The sequence below is a fragment of the Streptomyces sp. NPDC028368 genome, assembly GCF_055565615.1.
In genome coordinates this window covers 151,014-172,800 of record NZ_JBVHTY010000017.1, presented here as the reverse complement: position 1 = coordinate 172,800, position 21,787 = coordinate 151,014, and the positions used below count along the sequence as shown (strand labels likewise).

19 protein-coding genes and 2 pseudogenes are annotated in these 21,787 nt (G+C 68.7%); 12 read left to right on the top strand and 9 right to left on the bottom strand.

What is annotated here, in order from left to right; all coding sequences use genetic code 11:
• Positions 1-175: 175 nt before the first annotated feature.
• On the top strand, positions 176-703 hold the full coding sequence (locus ACZ4S3_RS32515) for a P-loop NTPase family protein (RefSeq protein ID WP_467940738.1): 528 nt from the start codon (positions 176-178) through the stop codon (positions 701-703).
• Positions 704-1,355: 652 nt separating this feature from the next.
• On the opposite strand, the gene ACZ4S3_RS32510 is transcribed toward ACZ4S3_RS32515, so the two are convergent.
• From ACZ4S3_RS32510 to ACZ4S3_RS32500, 3 genes and pseudogenes are all read right to left on the bottom strand, one after another.
• On the bottom strand, positions 1,356-2,324 hold the full coding sequence (locus tag ACZ4S3_RS32510) for a quinone oxidoreductase family protein (protein WP_467940736.1): 969 nt from the start codon (positions 2,322-2,324) through the stop codon (positions 1,356-1,358).
• Between the two features lie 360 nt (positions 2,325-2,684).
• Positions 2,685-3,372: pseudogene (locus ACZ4S3_RS32505) on the bottom strand (Type 1 glutamine amidotransferase-like domain-containing protein).
• 265 nt (positions 3,373-3,637) lie between these two features.
• On the bottom strand, positions 3,638-4,102 hold the full coding sequence (locus tag ACZ4S3_RS32500; RefSeq protein WP_467940734.1) for a hypothetical protein: 465 nt from the start codon (positions 4,100-4,102) through the stop codon (positions 3,638-3,640).
• 914 nt (positions 4,103-5,016) lie between these two features.
• On the opposite strand from ACZ4S3_RS32500, the gene ACZ4S3_RS32495 reads away from it, so the two are divergent.
• On the top strand, positions 5,017-6,831 hold the full coding sequence (locus ACZ4S3_RS32495) for a hypothetical protein (protein WP_467940732.1): 1,815 nt from the start codon (positions 5,017-5,019) through the stop codon (positions 6,829-6,831).
• 675 nt (positions 6,832-7,506) lie between these two features.
• On the opposite strand, the gene ACZ4S3_RS32490 is transcribed toward ACZ4S3_RS32495, so the two are convergent.
• Positions 7,507-8,118, bottom strand: a complete 612-nt coding sequence (locus ACZ4S3_RS32490; RefSeq protein ID WP_467940730.1) for an HD domain-containing protein — start codon at positions 8,116-8,118, stop codon at positions 7,507-7,509.
• A gap of 244 nt (positions 8,119-8,362) precedes the next feature.
• On the opposite strand from ACZ4S3_RS32490, the gene ACZ4S3_RS32485 reads away from it, so the two are divergent.
• The 4 genes from ACZ4S3_RS32485 (at position 8,363) to ACZ4S3_RS32470 (ending at position 12,351) form a co-directional block, all read left to right on the top strand.
• Positions 8,363-9,274 (top strand): hypothetical protein, encoded by a 912-nt coding sequence (locus ACZ4S3_RS32485; protein WP_467940728.1) that lies wholly within the window; start codon positions 8,363-8,365, stop codon positions 9,272-9,274.
• Positions 9,271-10,614, top strand: a complete 1,344-nt coding sequence (locus ACZ4S3_RS32480) for a cysteine desulfurase (protein WP_467940726.1) — start codon at positions 9,271-9,273, stop codon at positions 10,612-10,614. The genes ACZ4S3_RS32485 and ACZ4S3_RS32480 overlap by 4 nt, the downstream gene beginning before the upstream one ends.
• Entirely contained in the window at positions 10,605-11,042 is a 438-nt protein-coding gene (gene sufU / locus ACZ4S3_RS32475; RefSeq protein WP_467940724.1) for a Fe-S cluster assembly sulfur transfer protein SufU, read from the top strand. The genes ACZ4S3_RS32480 and sufU overlap by 10 nt, the downstream gene beginning before the upstream one ends.
• 229 nt (positions 11,043-11,271) lie before the next feature.
• On the top strand, positions 11,272-12,351 hold the full coding sequence (locus tag ACZ4S3_RS32470; RefSeq protein WP_467940722.1) for a CPBP family glutamic-type intramembrane protease: 1,080 nt from the start codon (positions 11,272-11,274) through the stop codon (positions 12,349-12,351).
• A gap of 114 nt (positions 12,352-12,465) precedes the next feature.
• Here the strand turns inward: ACZ4S3_RS32470 and ACZ4S3_RS32465 are convergent, their stop codons facing one another.
• Positions 12,466-13,608, bottom strand: a complete 1,143-nt coding sequence (locus ACZ4S3_RS32465; protein WP_467940720.1) for an FAD-dependent monooxygenase — start codon at positions 13,606-13,608, stop codon at positions 12,466-12,468.
• Positions 13,609-13,794: 186 nt separating this feature from the next.
• Here ACZ4S3_RS32465 and ACZ4S3_RS32460 point away from each other — a divergent pair, with 186 nt between their 5' ends.
• The 3 genes and pseudogenes from ACZ4S3_RS32460 (at position 13,795) to argG (ending at position 16,682) form a co-directional block, all read left to right on the top strand.
• Positions 13,795-14,835, top strand: a complete 1,041-nt coding sequence (locus ACZ4S3_RS32460) for a GntR family transcriptional regulator (RefSeq protein WP_467940718.1) — start codon at positions 13,795-13,797, stop codon at positions 14,833-14,835.
• A 65-nt stretch (positions 14,836-14,900) separates the two neighbouring features.
• A pseudogene (locus ACZ4S3_RS32455) lies at positions 14,901-14,990 on the top strand (GNAT family N-acetyltransferase); the annotation flags it as partial.
• Between the two features lie 246 nt (positions 14,991-15,236).
• A complete protein-coding gene (gene argG, locus ACZ4S3_RS32450) occupies positions 15,237-16,682 on the top strand; it encodes an argininosuccinate synthase (RefSeq protein WP_467940716.1) in 1,446 nt (481 codons plus the stop codon).
• 427 nt (positions 16,683-17,109) lie between these two features.
• On the opposite strand, the gene ACZ4S3_RS32445 is transcribed toward argG, so the two are convergent.
• Positions 17,110-17,829 carry a hypothetical protein gene (locus ACZ4S3_RS32445; RefSeq protein WP_467940714.1) on the bottom strand — a complete coding sequence of 240 codons (720 nt, stop codon included), beginning with the start codon at positions 17,827-17,829 and terminating at the stop codon, positions 17,110-17,112.
• Between the two features lie 643 nt (positions 17,830-18,472).
• Between ACZ4S3_RS32445 and ACZ4S3_RS32440 the strand changes: the two genes are divergently transcribed.
• Positions 18,473-18,703: a chaplin gene (locus tag ACZ4S3_RS32440; RefSeq protein WP_467940712.1), complete on the top strand. Its 231-nt coding sequence runs from the start codon at positions 18,473-18,475 to the stop codon at positions 18,701-18,703.
• Positions 18,704-18,860: 157 nt separating this feature from the next.
• On the opposite strand, the gene ACZ4S3_RS32435 is transcribed toward ACZ4S3_RS32440, so the two are convergent.
• On the bottom strand, positions 18,861-19,256 hold the full coding sequence (locus ACZ4S3_RS32435; protein WP_467940710.1) for a MerR family transcriptional regulator: 396 nt from the start codon (positions 19,254-19,256) through the stop codon (positions 18,861-18,863).
• Between the two features lie 101 nt (positions 19,257-19,357).
• Here ACZ4S3_RS32435 and ACZ4S3_RS32430 point away from each other — a divergent pair, with 101 nt between their 5' ends.
• A complete protein-coding gene (locus ACZ4S3_RS32430; protein ID WP_467940708.1) occupies positions 19,358-20,146 on the top strand; it encodes an amidohydrolase family protein in 789 nt (262 codons plus the stop codon).
• A gap of 177 nt (positions 20,147-20,323) precedes the next feature.
• Here ACZ4S3_RS32430 and ACZ4S3_RS32425 read toward each other — a convergent pair whose 3' ends face one another.
• Entirely contained in the window at positions 20,324-20,773 is a 450-nt protein-coding gene (locus ACZ4S3_RS32425) for a hypothetical protein (RefSeq protein WP_467940706.1), read from the bottom strand.
• On the opposite strand from ACZ4S3_RS32425, the gene ACZ4S3_RS32420 reads away from it, so the two are divergent.
• Positions 20,772-21,230 carry a hypothetical protein gene (locus tag ACZ4S3_RS32420; protein WP_467940704.1) on the top strand — a complete coding sequence of 153 codons (459 nt, stop codon included), beginning with the start codon at positions 20,772-20,774 and terminating at the stop codon, positions 21,228-21,230. The two genes, ACZ4S3_RS32425 and ACZ4S3_RS32420, sit on opposite strands and share 2 nt — an antisense overlap.
• A gap of 48 nt (positions 21,231-21,278) precedes the next feature.
• Here ACZ4S3_RS32420 and ACZ4S3_RS32415 read toward each other — a convergent pair whose 3' ends face one another.
• A complete protein-coding gene (locus ACZ4S3_RS32415; protein ID WP_467940702.1) occupies positions 21,279-21,758 on the bottom strand; it encodes a diadenosine tetraphosphate hydrolase in 480 nt (159 codons plus the stop codon).
• Positions 21,759-21,787: the final 29 nt, after the last annotated feature.

Sequence of the window (21,787 nt, the reverse complement as noted above, 5' to 3'; positions counted from 1 at the left end):
CGCTTCGGCGGCGGCTGGTAGCCGGGGTGATGCCGCGAGCGTGAGCCCGATGGTGGCAGTGGTGGCAGTGGCGGATGTCGTGGTCGTAGCCGCGTTCCGCGAAGGGCGAGTCAGGCTTGCGAAGCAGCGCGGGAGGGCCGGCGTGCGTCCCGGGTTGGCTGCGTATCCTGCGTCGATGCAACGCATCCTTGTGGTTGGTATCAGCGGGGCCGGTAAGTCCACGATGGCACGGGCCCTGAGTACGCGGTTCGCGGTGCCGTACCACGAGATGGACGCCCTGTACTTCGCCGGCCCTGGCTGGGCCGTGAACCACGAGTTCGCCGAGCAGGTTGCCCAGATCACGTCCACTCCAGCCTGGGTCTTCGACTCGTTCGGCTATCCCCAGGTCCGCGACCTCCTGTGGGAGCGTGCCGACACCGTGGTGTGGCTGGACTACCCCAGGCGTGTTGTTATGCCGCGCATCGTGCGACGGTCGCTACGGCGGACGCTGCTGCGTGAGCGGATCTTCGGAGGCAACCGCGAGAAGCTGACGGACTGGTTCCGACGCGATCACCCCGCATGGTGGGCATGGTCTCAGCATGCGGCACGCCGAGACGGCATTCATCGACGCGTCCAGGATCCTCGTTTCGCCCCTTTGCACGTGATGCGCTTCGGCACGCCGGGCGAGGCCACGTACTGGCTACGGACCCTCGCGGAGCCCTGACGCTCCGGGGGACACCCACCTCCAAGATCTCCCAGGCAGGCAGCAGGCAGCAGGCAGCAGGCAGCAGGCAGGCAGGCAGGTGGGCGGGCGGTCAGGCAGGGTGGGCGGGCGCCGCGGCGATGTCGAGGCCGGACGGTCGCACCTCGACCAGCCGAGTTGACCTTGACCCTGCGTCAGGTGAGGTACCCGGCCCCTACGTATTGGTTGCGCACTCGCTCGGCGGGGCCTACGCACGCCGCTTCACGCAGCTGTTCCCCAACGAAGTGGCAGGCATTGTGTACCTGGACGCCTTTCACGAGGAGTGGGACACCTACCTGCCGGACCTCAAGCCGCAGTGCTGCTGATCGCGCTGAGTGCGCTGAGTGCGCTCAGCATCGGTCCCGCCATGCATCTGATCATGTCCCCGAAGGCCCTGTGCCGGATGACCGAGGGCACGCGCGGACCAACGCCCCGTTGACGTGAATGCACACAGGTCAGGTGACTGAGCACTCGCTTCCATACGGGCGCATGCAGACCTCCGGAGCGAAGGGGTATGGGCGAGCGAGCCTGCGGTTGGGCCCGGCGCGGGGGCAATTTCGGCCGATGCGACGGACCTGCGCGGGTGGACAACAGACCACGGAACCGGGTTCCTTCGGTGAGAAGAGACGGAGAATCAGTTCCGGGGGAGGAGGACCAACTTCCCCTTTGTGCGTCGGCCGAGAAGGTCCTTGTGCGCATCGCGAGCGCGCGCCAGGTCGTACTCCGCGCCGACCAGCGGCCGCAGGCGTCGCCGTGCCGTGAGGTCGAGCAACTCCTCGAGCGCCGCCCCTCCAGCCCCGTTCCTGACCAGCAGCGGGACGAGCCAGAAGCCGCCGATGGTGATGCTGTCCACCGCGAGGCGGCTCGGCGCGATAGCGGAGGCGGCCTGCCGGGACGAGGCTCCGTACGTAACCAGTCGCCCTAGATATCCCAGTACATCCAAGGAGGCGTCGAGGACAGGTCCACCGATGGCGTCCAGGACGATGTCGACCGGGCGGCCGCCATTGGCGTCGAGGACCCGCTCCTTGTAGCCCTCCGAGCCGCCGTCGATCGCCGCGTCCGCGCCGAGTTCGAGGGCGATGGCCCGCTTCTCCTCGGTCGACGCCGTGGCGATGACCCGTCCCGCCCCGAACTCCCGGGCCAGCTGGACAGCGAGACTGCCCGTCCCACCCGCGGCGGCATGGACCACGACACTCTCACCGGGTGTCATGCGGGCAACAGACCGCAACACATGCCACGCCGTCAACCCCTGCACGAGCAGGGCCAGCGCCTCGCCCGCGCTCACGCCCTCTGGTACGGCGACCAGGTCGCGGTCGGCGACGACGGTCTTAGCGGCGTAGCCACCCTGCAGGACATGGCCGAGGACTCGCCGACCGTCTGCGGTCCGGCCGACGACCTCGAGGCCGGGAATGCGCGGCAGTGGGCCCTTCGGCGCGTACGGACCATCGGGTTGCTCGCCCGCGATCTGCTTGATGTCACCGAAGTTGACGCCCGCGGCCTCCACCTCGACCAGGGTCTCGCCAGGCCCCGCCACCGGCTCCGGTACGTCGGTCTCCGTCAGGACTTCCGGGCCACCGAACCGCTCGAACTGCATGGCACGCATGAATACCCCTCCCAGGCTGGTCATCATTCCCTGGCAACCCTGCCAACTCTGCCAAATTACTTGGCACTTGGTGATCATTGGGGGGAGTTCGCGTGCCGCGGCCGGAATTCCAGGCAATGGCCAAGTAGGTGGTTGATGAGGTTGAACAGGGTGAACAGGTTGCGCTGTGCGGTTGAGGGAGCCGGCATGGCTGAGACGGCGTTCCTCGCAACCGGACAGCTTCTTCGCCATCCGCCGCACTACGAGCGACTCCCGCAGCGCAGCGACGCCCACCCGGCCTGGTCACTCATCCCGCTCGTGACCAGGCGGTTAACCTGCCCAGTTGCTCCCCAGCAGGCCGCAGGACGACGATGAATGGAGTCAAGGCGCTTCGGTGAACAGGCGGCATGGCAGGGCTCGCTCGTTGACTCCGTTTCGACCGTCCGGCTCTACTCGATACAGGTTGGCCCGCGGCGAGCGGGTCACCGTCTCCGCCAAGAGGCCCTCCGAGAAGAGGGCACCGACGCCGTCCTCGAGCGCCCACCCGGCGGCCAGTGCGCCGGACGCCACGGCCGCTTGGTAGGAGGAACGGCGGCCCGGTTCGCTGTCGTAGTGCGGGCAGACCGAGCCGGGAAGCAGGCCCAACCCATCCGGCAAGTACGTCAAGGGTCCGTAGGAGTCTGTATGCGAGCCCTCGGCCCAGCAGTTCGCGCCGGCGCTGATCCCGCACAGCAGCGTTCCGCGGCTGTAGGCCTCGCGCAGCAGCCGGTCCACGCCGTGTGCACGCCAGCAGGTTCACGGTGTTGCCGCCACCGACGTACACGACATCTTGGGAGAGCAGGAACCTGCGCAAGGCCTCGTTGTCGAGTTCCCGCTGGAACAACGGCAAGACACTGGGCTCACACCTGCGTGACCGGAGCGCGTTGAGAAATTGCTCGATATAGGCGGGGGCATCGCCGCTGGCGGTGGGCACGAAGCACACCTTGGGCCGAAGAGTGCGTGCGTGACCGAGAACAAGGAGCTGCCCAGGTTCGAGGCCGACAGCGCGGTCCGGTTCTTCGCCCGGCATCTCGGCCGGGCCGTCACGTCACCGGCCTGACCTGACCTGACGGTATCGACGTCCGGCCGCCAGTCGGACGCCGATACCGCTGCTCCCGGATTGAGGCTGCGCATCCAGATGATGGATCCGCGCAGCTGAAGTCGCGCCGTGGAGTTGGCGGGCGTCTTGCCGTATCGCGTGGCCCGACCCGCCATGCCCGGATCGTGTGATGCAGCGCTCCACGGTGGAGCGTTCGCGAATCGGGGCGTAAGGAGCAGCAGATTCCGGCGAAGTGTCAGAACAACCAGGCCAGATAGGCAAAGAGCGCGATGCCAGCCAGGGATATGACGGACAGCCATTTCGAGAAGCGAACGACCCAGCTCCCGCGCAAGGCCGCGAAGATGCTCTGGAGAGGCACGTCCCTTCGCGGATAGATACCACTCGCCGCTACGGGCAACGCAGCTGAGCCGATGAGCAGTCCGAAGAAGGCGAACGCGATCATGCCTGAGGCAGATCCGAATCCCGCCGCCACATACCCTCCGTTGCTGTAGCGGACCTTGATGGTGTCGCCTGGCTCGGCTTCGCCGCTGGTCACGCTGGCGCTCGGATCGCTTGCTCGGTCGCGGCCCCTGCCGCTGTCGGGATGGAAGGTCCCAGAGCAGTGCCGTGAGCCGCGATGCCCCGCTCCGCCGTGGCACTCACTGACGGTCATCTTCCCGCTGACGCCCATGAATCCGGCCGCGACGGCGGCCTGGGACACGGCAATACCGCAGATGAGGAGAGCCGCCAGGATGGCAACGGTGCCGAAGACACGGCCTCTGATGCTGGGGCTGGGGCTGGGGCTGGGGCTGGGGCTGGGGCTGGGGCTGGGCGGAGGCGTGAGCATCCCGTCGTCGTTGCCGTGCAAGTTCCCCGTAGTTGACATGGACATACGCATGGACAGAGATCCTATTGGTGGTCGGCCCCTCGAGACGCCAGACGCTCAGGCGCTGCCCTTCCCCTCGGCTGACCGCTGGTCGGCGCGAGGAATGGTCGTGAGGGCAGAAGAAATTGAGCAGGCCCGTCCCGGCCGGGAGGAGGTCACCGAGCCAGGGCGAGGTGAACGAAGCGGGCGGCGAGTCCTGCGCCGAGGCGTTCGGCGCAGAAGTCACGCAGGGCGGAGAGCGTGGTCTCTGGGTCCATCCAGGCATTCAAGCACCCGCCTATGACAGGAGGGGCGGGTCCGTTTCGGCTGCCGGCCGGCGCCGCCGTCGGACCGCCGGGCGGACCGGATGAAGATGCCTGCCGGGTGGAGTCTTCAACTGGTTGATGGCACCCCATCAGCCGCTGAGCAGCGGGTGAGCCCCGACGCCGAGCGGATCCTCGGCCGCCCCGCCCCGCCCCGCCCCGCACCTTCGCCGAGTGGACGGCGCGCAATATCGCCGCCTTCAAGTGACCTGTCTGGAGGCGAGCGAGCCGCCGTACTCTCCCGCCCGGTAGCCCTCCCGCCCTGTAGCCCTCCCGCCCGGAGCCCAGGGCACCACACGACAAGGCGCGGCACGGGAAGACGCACTCAAGGCCCCACCTGCGGTACGAAATTCGCTGGCACGCGACCGGACAGGCCTGAAAGGATCTCCGTATGACCTACGGAATCGAGTCCCACCCCACCCGGTGAGCGCCCCGGAAGAGGGCGGCGTGCCCGCCCCTCGGCCCTCCCTGTATGAATACGCCCTGCGCCTGCAGCGCGCGGAGCCCGACGGCCGTCTGCCCAAGGGCGGCTACCCCCTCCCCGATCCACCGCAGCGGCGCGGCAGCCTCGGCGGGGCTGAGGCGCAAGCTGCCGTAAGGGAGGCTCTTGCCCCCCTGCTGGTCGCCCCCGACACAGACCGCGCTGCCGACGAGATCCACCGACGCCTCGACGAACTGGGCGTGCGAGACCGTCACCTTCGTGCCGTGGTCGCCCAAATGCCGTTGGAGGACGAGGCGAGAGCCCGCGCTCTCGGCCGCCGGCTGGTGCGTACGGGTACCAGCACGCCGGCCGTGAGCGTCGGCGTAGGGCTCCTGGCCCGCCTCGGCGAGCCGGAGGACGTGCCCTGCCTCAAAGTCCTTGGCCTGCTGCGCGGCTTTGCCCGTCCGGCTGCCGAGGCGCTCACCTCCCTCGACTGTCCGGCCGCGGCCCTGGTGTGGCTGGGCCATCACGCCGAAGCCCAGGAACTGCGCCACCTGGTCAACGCCCTCATCGCGCGCGACGACCACGCCGCCCGCACGTGGCTGACGGCGGTTCCCCTCGGGCCCCGCGCCGTGGGGCCTTCGACCGCCCGCAAGATCGCCGAAGCCGTCCGGCTCGCCGACCTCCTCAGCGAGGATCCAGAGGATCCAGAGGATCCAGTCGGCACCCAGGTCCTGGCCCAGGCGGGACGTCTGTTGTCCCGGATGACGAGTCTGCGCGACTACCAGGCCGAGATCCTCGCCTACCGGCAAGCCGTCACCGCCTACGACGCGCTCATCGCGCGAGCCTCCCAACTTCCCCCGACCCTTGACCACTACGCCACCCTGCTCTCCCTCGCCCTTGACCTGCACAGCGGCCCCAGCGCTCTCCTCGACTGGCGGCCCGGACAGCGCCAGGCACTGCTGGACGCCCTGGAGTCCGTACTGAATACGCCCGCCTGGGCCGCCGTACCGGCCGGCGAACCCACCGATGCCGCCGAACGCCGCCGGACCCACTGGATACGACGTACCGCACGTCAGCCCTTCAACTGCCGAGTGACGGCGGCCCGGTTCCGGGTCGACGTCGCCGTGCGGGATCCGGCAGACCCGGACACCGTCGAGGCCAGGGTTCTGATCGACGGCCGTCCCCTGGTGCCGGACGCGTTCGGCAAGGGCCCCGCCAACTCCCCGGAGTACCTGCTCGACACCGGCCGCCTGCGGGCCACGGACGATCCACGGGAAGTGCAGCTCGCCGAGGCCTACTGCACCGAGGGCTGCTGCGGTGCGCTCTACGTCACGATCTGCCGCGAAGGCCAACACGTCGTATGGCGCGACTGGCGCCGCCCGGTCACGCCGCCTTCCCGGCAGCCCCCGCCCGAACTCCCCGAGTACCGCTTCGATGCTGCCGACTACGATGCCGAGATCGCGCGTGCCGAGAATGACCATTCCTGGGCGTGGCCGGCCCGGAGCACCGCGCGGCTCATCGCCGCAGGCCTGCGCGACCGGCCGGACCTCCTCACCCGGTGGGACGCCCGCCCGGGGTGGGTCGGCACCGACTTCACCGACCCCGACCTGACCGTGCTGTCCTTCACGTACTGGCCGGGTCTCGCCGCGGGGCAGAGGGACAAGGACGGACCCTGGCTGCAGTTCATCTGGAGCCTCCCGTACGACGGCACATCCCCCGAGGACCGGGCCGCCGCCGCACTACGTCTCCTTGCTACGGCGGACCCGAAGACGTACGCGGAGGTCAGGGGCGGCAGCCGCGAGCACGCCGAGGCGCTCGGCTTCCCATGGCCCGGATAACGCATGTAGGTGCGCTGCACGGCCAAAGACCGACACAAGGGGCGGCCTGCTGAACTGCGGTGTAGGGCAAAGAACTTGCCGTGGTGAGCGTCGGCCGCGATGCTGGGCCCATGCCAGGGCAGAGAAAGAGAAAGCAGCGACAGCAGGAGGCTCGTCAGCAGGCAGCCGTCCGCTTCGCTGCTGAGGCGGGGCACTGGGAAGTGGTTGTCGAGACCCAGGATCCGTCGGAGTGGCGCGCCCAGGTGGCACGCCTAAAGGCCGGGCGCCCGGAGATTGACTGGTCAATGACCCGCATCGACACGCTCTGCGGGCGCCTGGTCCAGCCGACCACCTACCGGTTGAGCCTGTTTGTGCCCCACGCTGCGACTGTTCCCCCGGATGGACGGGCCCGGCCGCCCGTGGCCTGAGAACGGCCAAGTGGCCAAGTGGTCAAGCGGGTGCGGTGGGACTGCGGGTCGGTGCACCGCGGTGGGGAAGCGCGAGCATGGCGGCAGGCGCGGGGGCCGATGGCGCCCCGCTCGCGCGGAGGCACGCTACGAAGCTCTGCGCTACGAAGCTGCGATACGAAGCTCTGCGATGCGAAGCTGCGCTGCCGTGTCGCAGCGAAGTGCCGTAAGTCATCGCTGACCTCATCGCTGCTCCGGGCCCCGCCGCTGATCCGGGCCTAACGCGTCGTCAGGATGCGGCGGGGAGCAGGCCCTGCTTCACCGCCGCATCCCGGACCTCTTCGTACAGCGCGGTGAGCGTCTCACTGACCTGCACTCGCGGGAGTTGGAGGCGGTCGAGCGCCGTGGCGTCCGCGCCGACGTCCTGCCATCCCTGGCCGGTGAGCAGGCGCATGAGAGCAGGGTTGAGGCGGTCCACGCCGCGGACCAGCCGCGCCTCCGGTGTGCGCCCCGCCTCGTACTCGTGCCACAGGTCCAGGAATTCCGTGCCGAGCGGGCCCGGGAGGGGGGTGAAGCGGCGCTGGGCGACCTCTTCCTCGATACGGGCCTTTTCGTTGGTGTGGTCGGCGCTGTGCTGGGTGGTCCACGCCGACGGGTCTCCCGCCTCGATTTCCACGAGATCATGCATCAGACACATCTTGAGCATCTTCTCCAGATCCAGCGCATGACCGAATTCCCGCTCGAACTGCTGGTGGAGCAGCCAGCTGATCATTGCCAGGTGCCAGGAATGTTCCGCCACGCTCTCCTTGCGGTCGGCAGTTGCGTTGTTGTGGCGTTCAACTCCTCGTAGGCGAGCGCTGAAAGCGATGAAGTCGAAAACTTCCCTGAGGTCGCTCCGCATGCCGTATTCCCCAATCCTCTACGCATCCTTGATGCGGCCACAGTTGCCGCCGCGCCGGACTTTAGCACCGACGCCATGAATGGCATTTTTCGGTCAGTTGAGAGGGGGGCGGCGGATGGCCTGTGGTCATCACGTACTTCGACCTGCTGCTCCGTCTCGCCTGTCCAGAAATAATCGTTGACAGTGTTCTGGCCAACTTATTACGTTCCTGTGAAGCCTATTATCATCGAGGGGATGAGCTTGCATGGCGAAGTTCTACGCCGAGTCTGAACTCGACGGAATATTGACCGGTTTTCGCTCCCGCGGTCCGGCGACACTCGCTGAATGCCTGGCGCCCGGTACGCTGTGGCAGCCGGTATTCCAGTGCACCGTCCTGGCAAACACCAGCCGGAGATCAATCGCCGGTAATGGATTGAGTGTCTTAACGGGAACGCGCCGGGCGGACACCAACCCCACCCACCCCAACGTGATCAGCACGCCGACCAGCATGCTGCCGCTCGAATTCGCCCGATGTTACGCCGACGGCATCGCGTCATCGGCGACCGAGCTGGCGCCGATTCATCTCACCGAGCTGAGGGCGGACGACCTGCGGACCGTGGCCCGATTCCCCGAGCAGGGGGAACGGCACGTGATCCCCGATCCGTCGTCGGCTCTCTCGTTTCTGGTGGGCGATCTGCTCGCCCGCAAGCTCGGCTGCGAGGCCGCCATGGAGGCCGCCTCTCGGCAAAAGCCGCTGGGCACCTGCCGGTTCTCGATGATCGGAGCCGGCTTCAGCTATGTCGCCGACCGGCCCACGGCCGACCCCGAGTCGCCCGAACCGCTCTTCGAACCGCTGCTGATGTTCGGTGCGGTGCTCGAGGTGGAGGACCCGGCCGTCATCCCGGAACACACCTCGTCCTACAAGGATCTGTGCTGGACCTCACCCCAGGACTACGCCGCGGGTGTGCGCACCAAGCGCATCGAGAGCTTCAACCCGAAGTTCCTGGACCTGGCGGATGAAGCCGACAGCGACGGCGTGACCGTGTGCGCGCGTGGTCTGTGTCTGCAGACCACCAACAAGGTGCTCGCAGAACTCGGTTCGGTCGCCGGCGAGACCACGGGCGGCGCCGAGACCGCCACCGCCGGTGAGACCACCGCCACCGGTGCCTCGGCATGACCGCGTCGACGCCCGCGCCCGGCCCCGCCCGGCGAACCGCGGCCCGGGAGCCGGCCCTGGACCCCGCCCTGCTTCGTAAGGACTTCCCGATCCTCAGCCGTAGTGTCTCCGACGGCCGGCCGCTGATCTACCTGGACTCCGGTGCGACCGCCCAGCGCCCCGCCGCCGTCCTAGACGCCGAACGGGCCTTCACCGAGACCTCCAACGCCGCGGTCCACCGCGGTGCACATCAGCTCTCGGAGGAGGCGACCGAGGCGTACGAGGATTCCCGCGCCGTGGTCGCGGCCTTCGTCGGTGTCGATCCCGGCGAGGTGGTCTTCACCAAGAACGCCACCGAAGGCATCAACCTCGTCGCGTACGCCCTGAACAACGCCACCACGGCGGGGGAGGAGGCCGCATGCTTCCGGCTTGGACCCGGCGACGAGACCGTGGTGACCGAGATGGAGCACCACGCCAATCTCGTGCCGTGGCAGGAGCTGTGCCGGCGTACCGGCGCCACCCTGCGCTGGCTGGGCATCACCGACGACGGGCGGCTGGACCTGTCCGACCTGGAGGAGGTGGTGAACGCACGGACCAGGCTGGTCGCCTTCACCCACCAGTCGAATGTGCTCGGCACGGTGAATCCCGTGCGCCGCATCGCGGCCCGCGCGGCCGAGGTCGGCGCGTTCACCTTGCTGGATGCCTGCCAGTCGGTGCCGCACGCCACGGTCGACCTGCGAGAACTGGGCGTGGATTTCGCGGTGTTCAGCGGGCACAAGATGCTCGGCCCTTTCGGGGTCGGCGTCCTCTACGGCCGGCGCGAGCTGCTGGAGATCATGCCTCCCTTCCTCACCGGCGGTTCGATGATCGAGGTCGTCCGCATGGCGGATGCGACCTACGCCCCGCCGCCCCAGCGCTTCGAGGCGGGCGTCCCGATGGCGTCCCAGGCGGTCGGGCTGGCGGCCGCGATCGGCTATCTGACCGAGGTCGGCATGGATCGTGTCACCGCCCACGAACAGCGGCTCACCGAGGCGGCGCTGCACACCCTCGCGGGCATGCGAGGGGTACGTATCCTCGGGCCGGCCACCACGCAGGACCGTGGCGGTGCGGTGTCCTTCGTCGTCGACGGGGTCCACCCGCACGATGTCGGCCAGGTCCTGGACGCACGCGGCATCGCGGTACGCGTCGGGCACCACTGCGCCTGGCCACTGCACCGCCGCCTGGGCGTGCCCGCCAGCGTGCGCGCCAGCTTCTACCTCTACAACGGCCTCGCGGACATCGAAGCATTGGCGGCGGGCATCGAGGCGGCACAGGCACTCTTCGCCACGGGAGACGGAGCGGAGGCCGTGGCATGCGGCTGACGCCGGAGAACCAGGCGGTCATCCTCGCCCACTACCGCGCACCGCAGCTCATCGGCCTGCGCGAGCCGTACGACACCGAGGTCAAGCACATCAACCCGACCTGCGGCGACGAACTCACCCTGCGCGTCAAGGTGACCGGATCGGGTGCGGAGGCGGTCGTCGCCGACCTCTCGTACGACGTGCAGGGCTGCTCGATCAGCCAGGCGTCGGCCTCGGTGATGGCCGGGCTCGTCCTCGGCCACCCCGTAGAGGAGGCCGAGTCGCTGCACACGGAGTTCGCGACGCTGCTGCGCGGGCGCGGTACGGAGGCGGAAGCCTGGCCACCGCGACTGGGTGATGCCGCGGCGTTCCGCGAGGTCGCCCGCCATCCCGCGCGGATCAAATGCGCACTGCTGGGCTGGGCGGCCCTGCGCACGGCACTGTCGTGAGCCAAGCGGGCCGGCCACTGACCGGCGGCAGCGTCGTCAGCCAAATGAGCGGCGCACCGGCCCGTCGGTGGTGACCGGCACTGCACTGCCCAGGCTGACATCCGGGCACCGGGCACCGGGCACCGGGCACCGGGCACCGGGCACCGGGCACCGGGCACTGGACACCGGGCACTGGACACCGGACACCCTCACCCAACCTCCCGGCCCGCCGCGAGCGAACGGAGCAATCATGACCACGGCTTACAAACCGGATACTCGTGGTGCCATGTGGCAGGTCTGGGCAAGAGCCCTGCTCGGCGGCGCGGTGATGGCGTGCGCGCTGGGAGCGGGCAACGCGCTCGGCGCGGCGCTTGCCCGTACTTTCGGCGCCGACGGCCTTCCGCAACAATTGCTGCCCGCCACCCTGGTAAGCGCCCTGGCCGTGCCGACGGTGTGGTGGTTACGCACCAGGCCGGTGTTACGCGCCGGTCACCCAACCCGCGGACTACGTATGGGACTTGGTCCCGCATCGCGAGCGCTGGGTGGTGTCCTCCGCGGTGTGCTCGTCACCGGCTCGTGCGCGGCCCTTGTGTTCGGAGCCGGCACGGCGGCCGGCTGGGTCCGCTGGTCCGGCCTCGACCCGGCTTCGCTCGCCCGGTTCCTGGTGAGCAACGCCCTGATCGCGCTGCTGCTCGAGGCATTGCCCGAGGAGGTCACCTTGCGGGGCTACACCTGGGTCTCGTTGCGTGACCGGCTGGGTGGTGTGACCGCGGCGCTGGGCACGACGGCGGTCTTCCTCCTTGTGCCCGCGGCGTCCACGGTGGTGCAGGCCTGGGTGGGCGGTCTGGTCGGCGTGGCGTCTCCGCCGGTCGGGCTCAGCCCTGGGGGCCAGGACCCCCTCGCCTACCTGGTGCTGCTCTCCGTCTTCGGCCTCACCTTGATAGCCGCGCGTACGGTACCCGGCCCCGCCCCGCTATGGACCGCGATCGGTACGCACCTGGCTTTCCTGAGCGTCAACCGGGTCGTGTTCGAGGGGGTACGGCGGGGAGCGGGGTGGTCGGCGGACGTCGCTCCGCCGCATGCCGCCATCCTCGTACTGGGCTATCTGGGGGCCACCGCCATGGTCTTCCTCGGCATGCGGCTGAGGGCCCGCGGGGCACGGCAATGCCATCTGGAGGGGCCGTCGCGTCCGGAACTCCCCGCACCGGACGCCGTCACCGGGGAGCCGTATCAGGGAGCGGCCCGGTCCGCCGCCGGCCGGCCGACCGGCCCAGCGGCATCGTCACCACTGCCGGATCGCCGTAACGACGCTACCGGCAAGGGGCTTTGACGGGCGGGTCTGCGCGGGCGTGGTTGGCGGCGGCTGCCGGGGGCCGGGCAGCGCCCCCGTCATACCTCTCCCTCACGCCACATCTCCCCCTCACGCCACGCCCTCCCCATCACGTCACACCTGCGCCCGTACCCCCGCAGGCGACGGCCGGCCATCGAGGGAGAACGCGTTCTTGGCCCGCTCGATGGATTCCTCGGCGGCCGGTCCGCCCGGATTCTCGGTGGCGAGTGCCTGGTTGAGCTTGGCGAACGGGCGCAGACGCGCCTCGTAGCGCGCGAGCGCGGCAAGGTGGCCGTCGTCCGCCCTGGCGAGCTCGTCGGCCAGCACATAGGCGCCCACCAGGGCCAGGCTGGTGCCCTGTCCGGACATCGGCGACGGACAGTGCGCCGCGTCGCCGATCAGCACCGCCCTGCCGTCCGACCAGCGGTCCAGGTGGATCTGAGCCATCGCATCGAAGAAGAAATCGGGCGCGTCCCACATGGCTTCCAGCAGTCGCGGGGTGTCCCCGCGCAGCTGCGACATCCGGTCGGCGAGGAGCGACTTCTGCTGCTCGATGTCGCGGTAGTCGTAGTCGAGGGGCTCCGACGTGAAGCCGAGCATCGCCCTGATCTCGGTGTTGTTGCGGACCGGATAGCAGCAGTAGCTCGCGGCCCCGTCCTGGAGCCACACCTGCCAGTCTTCGAGATCCAGGAAGTTGTCGGTGCTGAAGACGGCGACATGGGGGCCGAGAGGACGGAGGAACTGCTGCTCCGGGCCGAAGATCAGCTGCCGCACCTTCGAGTGCAGACCGTCCGCCCCGACCACGAGGTCGAACGTCCGGCGCGGTCCGCGCTCGAAGTCGGCGTGTATGCCGCGTGCGTCCTGATCGAGGGCGGTCAGGGAGTTATTGAAGAGGTATTCGACGTCGTCGCACGTCTGCCGGTACAGCAGTTGCGTGAGGTCCTCGCGCAGCAGCTCGATGTCTTCGCTGTCGAGCCGGCCGCTGCTGAACGTCATCTCGGTGGAGCGCCAGAGCTCGTTGCCGTCGCCGTCGAGCATCGACATGCCGCGCATCCGGGTACGTGCCTGCTGCGCCTCCGCCAAGAGGCCCATCCGGTCCAGGACGTCGAGCGCAACGCCGCGGACGTCGATCGCCTGGCCACCCGGGCGTACGCCGGGAGCGCGTTCGACCACGGTCGGCGCGTAGCCGCGACGCCGCAGCCAGTAGGCGAGAGTGAGCCCGGCAACGCTCGCGCCGGAGATGAGTACGGTCTTCATGGACGCTCCTTCATACGGTGTACGCACTGATTTCGGTGCGCGCTGGATGCGGTAGGAGCTGAATGTACGCCGTACTCGAAGGCTCGCCAACTGCTATGTTTCTGTATCTGTACTAGGTCAGAAGGAGATGGGCCAGCCGTCTCCGCTGGTAATCTCTGCCCTAGTACAGGACGAAAGGGGAGTCGGGTGGCAGAAAAATTGATCCCGCCTTATCTGCGCATCGTGGCCGAGATCCGGCGACGCATCACCGAGGGAGAACTCGCCCCCGGCGACCGGGTTCCCTCGACCCGCCAGATCGCCAGGGAATGGAAGGTCGCACTGGCCACCGCCACGAAGGCGCTGAACGAGCTGCGCCAGGAGGGCCTCGTGCAGGCCCAGGCGCGGGTGGGCACCGTAGTGGCAGCCCCACACCGCCGCGCCCACCCGGCCCGCCCGCGCACGACCGTCGCCCCGGAGCGCGAGTCGGCTCGTGAGCCGATCCGTGAGCCGATCCGTGAGCCGAATCGTGAGCTGACGCGTGAACGCATCGTGGCCACCGCCATCGAGATCGCCGACGCGGAAGGACTGGCCGCGCTGTCCATGCGGGCCGTCGCGGCCCGCCTGAACTCCGCCACCATGGCGCCCTATCGCTACGTGAAGAGCAAGGACGACCTGGTGCTCCTGATGGCTGACACCGTCCTTGGCGAGCTGCCCTGTCCGCCGCCTGGCACCGTCGGCCACTGGAGGGTGCGACTGGAGCTGGGCGCCCGGTCGCTCTGGGCGCTGCACCGCGCGCATCCCTGGCTGGCGCAGATCGGCCCGATCTCCCGCCCCTTGCTGCTGCCCAATCTGATGACCTACTCCGAGTGGATGCTGAGCGCCCTTGACGGCCACGGCCTCGACCCGACGACCATGTTGAACCTGAACGTGCTCATCTACAGCCACATCCAGGGCATCGCGGTCCAGATGGAACGAGCGACCCAGGCCGTGAGCGTCACCGGCCTGTCGGATGATGAGTGGCTGGACAACCAGTCAGCCACCCTCAAGTCCATCATGGCGTCCGGCGATCATCCGACGTTCACCCGTGTCATCGAAGACCTCGAAGAATCCGGCTACGACCTGCACCTGGACGAGCTGTTCGAGATCGGCCTGACCATGATGCTCGATGGCCTGGCCGTGCTCATCGAAGGACCTCCCGCCACCCGGACGAGGGCTCCGGACCGGGCATGCGAGGCGCCGCGTCCGTGACGATGGCGAGCTCACGCGTGCTACAGCTCGTTCGGCCGCAGCGTCACGTCGGTACGCTGCCTCAGCAGGTCGCTTACGCGCGAGTCGTCACCGACTGGGCGACCTTCGCGTGGCTGTGCGACGTCTACGTTGCCCCTGTACGGGCGGGGCGAGGTGCGCTTCTCCCGCCCGCCCGCCCGCCCGCCCGTCTGCCTGCCCGCCTGCCCGTCGGCTGCCCGCCCGGCGAGCGGCCGAGTGATCAGCCGGACCGCTCAGCCCGCGCTGGGGCGGCGTGGACGGTTCGCCGACGACGGGCCTGCCGCACCGGAGTGCCGCGCCCTGGTGAGTCTCTTCGATTGGCGACACGGAACCCGAACGGCCATGGCGTTGCATGATCATGCGTGATTATGCATAATCTTCCTATGTCTAAGGTCCTCACCTCCCTTCCCGCCGGCGAGCGCGTCGGCATCGCCTTCTCAGGCGGCCTCGACACCTCGGTCGCGGTCGCGTGGATGCGCGACAAGGGTGCCGTCCCGTGCACCTACACCGCCGACATCGGCCAGTACGACGAGCCCGACATCGCCTCGGTGCCCGGCCGTGCGAAGACCTACGGTGCCGAGATCGCGCGCCTGGTCGACTGCCGCGCGGCGCTGGTCGAAGAGGGCCTGGCCGCGCTCACCTGCGGGGCGTTCCACATCCGCTCGGGCGGGCGTGCCTACTTCAACACCACGCCGCTCGGCCGCGCCGTCACGGGCACCCTGCTGGTCCGGGCGATGCTCGAGGACAACGTACAGATCTGGGGCGACGGCTCGACCTTCAAGGGCAACGACATCGAGCGGTTCTACCGGTACGGTCTGCTCGCCAACCCGCACCTGCGGATCTACAAGCCGTGGCTGGACGCGGACTTCGTGACCGAGCTCGGCGGCCGCAAGGAAATGTCGGAGTGGCTGCTCGCCCACGACCTGCCTTACCGCGACAGCACCGAGAAGGCGTACTCCACCGACGCCAACATCTGGGGCGCCACCCACGAGGCCAAGACCCTGGAGCACCTCGACACCGGCGTCGAGACCGTCGACCCGATCATGGGCGTGCGGTTCTGGGACCCCGCGGTCGAGATCGCCACCGAGGACGTGACGATCGGTTTCGACCAGGGCCGCCCGGTCACGATCAACGGCAAGGAGTTCTCCTCCGCCGTCGACCTGGTGATGGAGGCCAACGCCATCGGTGGCCGCCACGGCATGGGCATGTCCGACCAGATCGAGAACCGGATCATCGAGGCCAAGAGCCGCGGCATCTACGAGGCGCCCGGCATGGCCCTGCTGCACGCGGCGTACGAGCGCCTGGTCAACGCGATCCACAACGAGGACACCCTCGCCCAGTACCACAACGAGGGCCGGCGCCTCGGCCGCCTCATGTACGAGGGCCGCTGGCTGGACCCGCAGGCCCTGATGGTGCGCGAGTCGCTCCAGCGCTGGGTCGGCGCCGCCGTCACCGGCGAGGTCACCCTCCGCCTGCGGCGCGGCGAGGACTACTCGATCCTCGACACGACCGGCCCGGCGTTCAGCTACCACCCGGACAAGCTGTCCATGGAGCGCACCGAGGACTCGGCGTTCGGCCCCGTGGACCGGATCGGCCAGCTCACCATGCGCAACCTCGACATCGCCGATTCGCGGGCCAAGCTGGAGCAGTACGCCGGGCTCGGCCTGATCGGCACCGGCAGCCCCGCCATCGGTGCCGCCCAGGCCGCCGCGACCGGGCTGATCGGCACCATGCCGGAGGGCGGCGCCGAGGCCATCGCCTCCCGCGGCCAGGTCTCCGACGACGACGAGCTGCTGGACCGCGCCGCAATGGAGTCCGGCACGGACTGACCAGCCCCGTCGAGCGGAAGGCTCGGCACCCTCTAGGGGGACGCACCACCGGAAAGGCCGGCTCGGCGCCAACGGCGTCGCGCCGGCCTTTCCCATTACCGGGGCCGGCGGTCACGAGGAGTCGGAGACTCCGCCGCACCGATGCCGTACCTCCCCCAGGCCGGCATGGACGCGCTCCGCACCGCCGCCGGCCGCTTCGGTGAGCACGCGGCGTCCGACCGCAGTCATGGTGATCACGTGCGCCCTTGGCCGGAGCGCATGATCAGGCGAAGGCCGTCTCCACGTCCCGCGAAAACCCATCCCACCGCATACCGCATGACACGTGCCAGACAGAAAAGCGGGTCCGCGTCAGTCCTTTGCCCCGGAACCCGGAAGGCGACGCTGCGCACAACCTTGCCGGCTGTGCGCAGCCCCGCCACGTGCGGTGTCAGACCGCAGCGTAAGTCCCGCGCCCGGGACGAGTGACCAACTTGTCCTTCTTCGCGGCGCGTTCAAGGGTGTTCCGCACAGATTCGATCTGTCCTGCGGTGGCCTCTCGCCCCAGGGCCGCGTTGATATCGCGCGGGCGCATCGGCTCGCTCGAATTCCTCAGCACCTCCAGCGCGGCATCCACAAGCCGTTCCGCCCCGTTGGACGCCGACGGCACGGTCACGGCCGGCTTCGCCTCTCGCTTCGCCTCTGGCTTTGAAGCGGCCTTCTTCGGCTTCGGACTCGCAGGCGCCCCCTTCTTCGAAACGGCCTTCTTGCCGCCGCGCTTTGTAGCGCTACCCGGCTTGGTCCGCGAAGCCGCCGCTGCGCGCGGTTTCGGTACGGCAGTTGCCCTTTCCGGTTCAGCAGCAGCTTCGGCCGGGGCGGGTGCCTCGGTCTCGACGGCAACCTGGCGAGCTGCGGTGTCGGCCGTGTCAGGAGACGGCGACGGCACTCCTGCAGACGAAGACGACGTCGTGACCACGTCGGGAGCTGAGGCCTCTGAGTGATGAACGGCGGAGCCGGTCAGGACACGCAAGTGCTCCAGGGCGTGGCGGGCGGAAATAACACGTTGGACCACATCGTCGAGCTGACTGCGCAACTGCCGTTCCTGCGCCTCGAGTTCGGGCAAGGCACTTTCGAGATTCTCGATGGTCTGATGGAGAATGGAGTCAGACATACTCTTCCCTGCCCTCGCCGCAATGGAATGATTCCAGCCACCGTACCCACCTTGACAGTCATAAGGTAGGGAACGAGGCCGAGGCAATGGAGATTTCAGGCCTGTGAGACTGCGTTGTGCGACCGATTCGGCCGTCACCCTGCGAACAGGGGAACGTCAAGCGAGCCGGGCGCCTGGCGGAGGCGGGGCGTTGCCGCCTCGCACCGATGCGGTCTCCTGTGACCGCGCGCCGACCACCACGTTCGTGCTGTCGGAGAGCCGCGCGAAGCAGCCCATGGTGTGCTCGGATCCAGGTTGAGTAACCCCAACCCACACGCCCCAACACACCCGGTCAATCTCCGACTCGGGTCACCAGGGCCTGTCCGACGGGTCGAGTGACCAGGCATTTTTCAGCTTGTTCCGGCTGATGTGAGACAGGGGGATCTTTCCAATGTGGAGTAATGCGGAGTAGCGCAGTGTGCGCGCCTGTATTGCGCCCCTTGCGCACCCGTACAAGCCTGGTCAGGGCCCGTACGGGCGGAGTTTCGACGCTCCCCTCATTCGGGTGATCAGCGCATGTTCATACGTCGGCTCGGGCAGTTCTGGGGCGACTCGTCCAGCCGCCGAGTCAACGCCAACTCTCGTGATCAAAAAGGGAATTCCTATGCATCGTATCGCTGCCGTCGCCTTCGGAACCGCCGCTCTCCTCGGAGCCCTCGCCGCGCCGGCCATCGCCGACTCCGGGGCGGCTGGTGGCTCGGCAAACTCACCGGGCGTGATCTCGGGCAACACGGTCCAGGTCCCCATCCACGCTCCGATCAACATCTGCGGCAATAGCGTCAACGTCATCGGTCTGCTGAACCCGACATTCGGTAACTACTGCGTCAACAGCTGACGGTCTGGCCCTGCTGTGGTGCCGTTGGGTTCATCCCGGGGCACCACAGCGCGGCATAGCACGACATAGCGACATGGCACGGCCGGGCGCGACCCGGCACGGCATCCGCTCCCGGTCGCTTTCTCAGGCGCGGCAGAGGTCATGGTGTGGCCGGCACTCAGGGCGGAGACGATGCCAACCCAGGCGACGGGGTGGTTGGACCGACGGTTGCGGTCTCGGTGCTGGCGATGGTCTGCAGCAGGGCCTGCCGGGCCGTGGCGATTTCGGCTGACCGCTGGTCGAGGGTGCGTAGCTGGGCACGCAACGCGTTGAGCACGCCAGGGCATGGCTCGACGGCGGCATCGGTCGTGCAGGGGAGAACCTCGCGGATGACGCGGGTGGGCAGTCCCGCCGCGAGCAGGGACCGGATACGTCGGACCGTCTCCTGTGTGATCTCGTCGTATGTCCGGTATCCGTTGGGCTGACGCTCGGGGTGCAGCAGCCCCACCTTCTCGTAGTAGCGCAGCAGGCGTTCGCTGGTACCCGTCCGCTCGGCCAGTTCCCCGATGAGCACTGTCCGTTCCTCCTTCTGTACTTGACCTTCCCATGGTGTCAGGGAGCAACAGTGCAGCCATCGACCGCATTCCGGCGGCCTGCACTACCTCGGAGGAACCTGTGATCATCGACGCGCATAGCCATGTCCACGACCCGGTGGACGGCCACCTCGCCGACATGGACGACGCGGGGGTGGACCGCTCGGTCCTCTTCCTCACCCGCCCGCACCCGGAACGGGCCGTCGATCTGGCCTCCCTGCGCCGTGAGATGAGTGTCCTCGACCAGGCTCTGTCCGGCCGCGGCGCCGATGCCGACGGCTACCGCACCGCCTGGCGGGAGATGGACGAAGCGCTGGCCGCGTATCCGGACCGGTTCATCGGGTTCGGCTCCGTGCCGCTCGGTCTGCCCGAAGAGAAGACCGCGGCACTCATCGAGCGGGACGTGGTGGGCCGCGGGCTGCACGGCATCGGGGAACTCACGCCTCCTCCGGGACAGGCCGACCGGATCGAGCCCGTGCTCCGGGCGGCACACGACCACGGCGGGCTGCCGGTGGTCGTGCACGGCTTCGCCCCCACCACCGCGCAAGATCTGCGCACCCTGTCCCGTCTCGCCGCGCGGTACCCGGCCGTTCCGCTGGTGGTCAGCCAGCTCGGTGGTACGAACTGGATGGAAGCCATCGAGCTGGTACGGGACACCCCGAGCATGTATCTGGAACTGTCCACCGCCAACATCATCTTCGCCGTGCGGATGGCGATCCGAGAGATCCCCGAGCGCACCTTGTTCGGCTCGGACGCCCCGTATGGCGATCCCGTGCTCGCCCGCACCACCGTCGAACGCGTCACGTCTCCGGGCGAGATACGCGACAGGGTGCTCGGCGGGACCCTGGGACAGCTTGTGGACATTCTCTGAACCGAACCGAACCGAACCGAACCGACCCGAACCGAATCGAACCGACCTGAACTGAACCGAATTGACCCGATCCAGCCCCGCCCGGGGTCGCCGGCCCTGACGTGGCCCGTGCGTTCGTCCCGGGTCCCCACCAGGTCTGCGAATCCGGTACGGACGTCCGCCCGCCCGCCGCCGATGTCAACCGCCATGGCGATGCAGGGCTGAGCCCTGCTCGCCGTGGGCATGCAGTGGTGGCACCAGCCGCTTCAAGGGCCCCGGGTTCCGGCAGAGGGCCGCGTGAACGGCGGTGGCGAGCGCACGGGCCCGGCTTTCTCCGGCCACGCCGTACAACACCACGTACGTCGGACCGGCCGCGGAGCCGGGACCCGCAAGGCGGCCTCGGACCAACAGGGCGACGGCATCGCGCAATGTGGCGGCCGTTGGCTCGTCGACGGTGTGTGCCGGGGCCGTGAGGGTGTCCGCCTTCACCGCCCAGTGCCGTCCGCTGCGGCTGATGCCCACGAACACCGCGCCGGTGTCCAGGGCCTTGGCATAGGCGGCGTTGAACGCCTCGATACCGGAGACGTCCGGAACGAGGGCGGCAGGCAGGGGAGAGGGGATTGGCGAGGCGAACGGCGAGGGCTGCATGGCACGCAGTGTGCCGCGCAGGAAGGGCCGGGTGGCGGCACCGTTCCGGCAGAAGGCGCGCGGCGAGCGGCTCGTCCGGCCGTTGTCGCTGGCCGGACGTGAGCGACGCCGTTTCGCCTCGGTGTACGGGGAGCGCGCAGGCCACCCGAAGGTGGCACGGACCGTTGCCGTCACCACCGCCCCGGGAGAGGGAGTCGAGCGGCCGTGGGCGAGGTCCGGAGGGGGAGGCCGTACGCCTGGCCTCAAGGCGATCATCACCAGCGGCACCAAGGTCAAGCAGATCGCCGGATTCCTCACCGCTCCCGCGCGCCGGCCAGACCTGCACGTTCACATCGGGGCACCGCTGCGGCTGAACGGCGGCAGATCCGCTGCCACGGCCCGGGTCCGGGCCGCAGTCACCGATGCCTGGCGGACCGCCGCCGAACGGCTCGGTGAGCCGGTGGTGCTCGCGGCCTGAGTCGCGGCGCCAAGAGAGTTCAGCGGAACCGGTCGGGGCAGTCGGCCTTCAGGGCGTTGCCCGCAGACGATCCAGCTGATCGCCGATCGCCTTGCGCAGGGCATCGTGCCGCGCGCCGAGCGCGAAGCGCTCGTCACTCCATCGGTCACGCGGGTAGAGCCAGACCGGCTTGCCCACCAGGTGGGGAGGTTCCCATTCGAAGCGTGGCCATACGTGCGCATGCAGAAAGTTGTCGGTGTTCCCGAGGATCTCCAGGTTCACGCGGCGAAACGCTGGATCCGTACGGCGACAAGCCTGCTCGACCGCCTCGCCGAGCAGATCCATGTCGGCCAGGAAGGACAGCCGCTTCGAGCGCGGCAGTTCCGACAGCCGTTGCACCTGCGGATCCTCAGCCAGGAGCACCGAGTACCCCGGCAGGAACTGAACATCCCCGATCACGGCGAACCCAGCATCCAGGCGTCGCAACACCGCAGGGTTCTCGCCCCGCAGAGCGCTGCCGATACGATCCAGCTTCCATGCTTCCCTCATGACGGGAACATAGCCGCGGATGAGCGCGC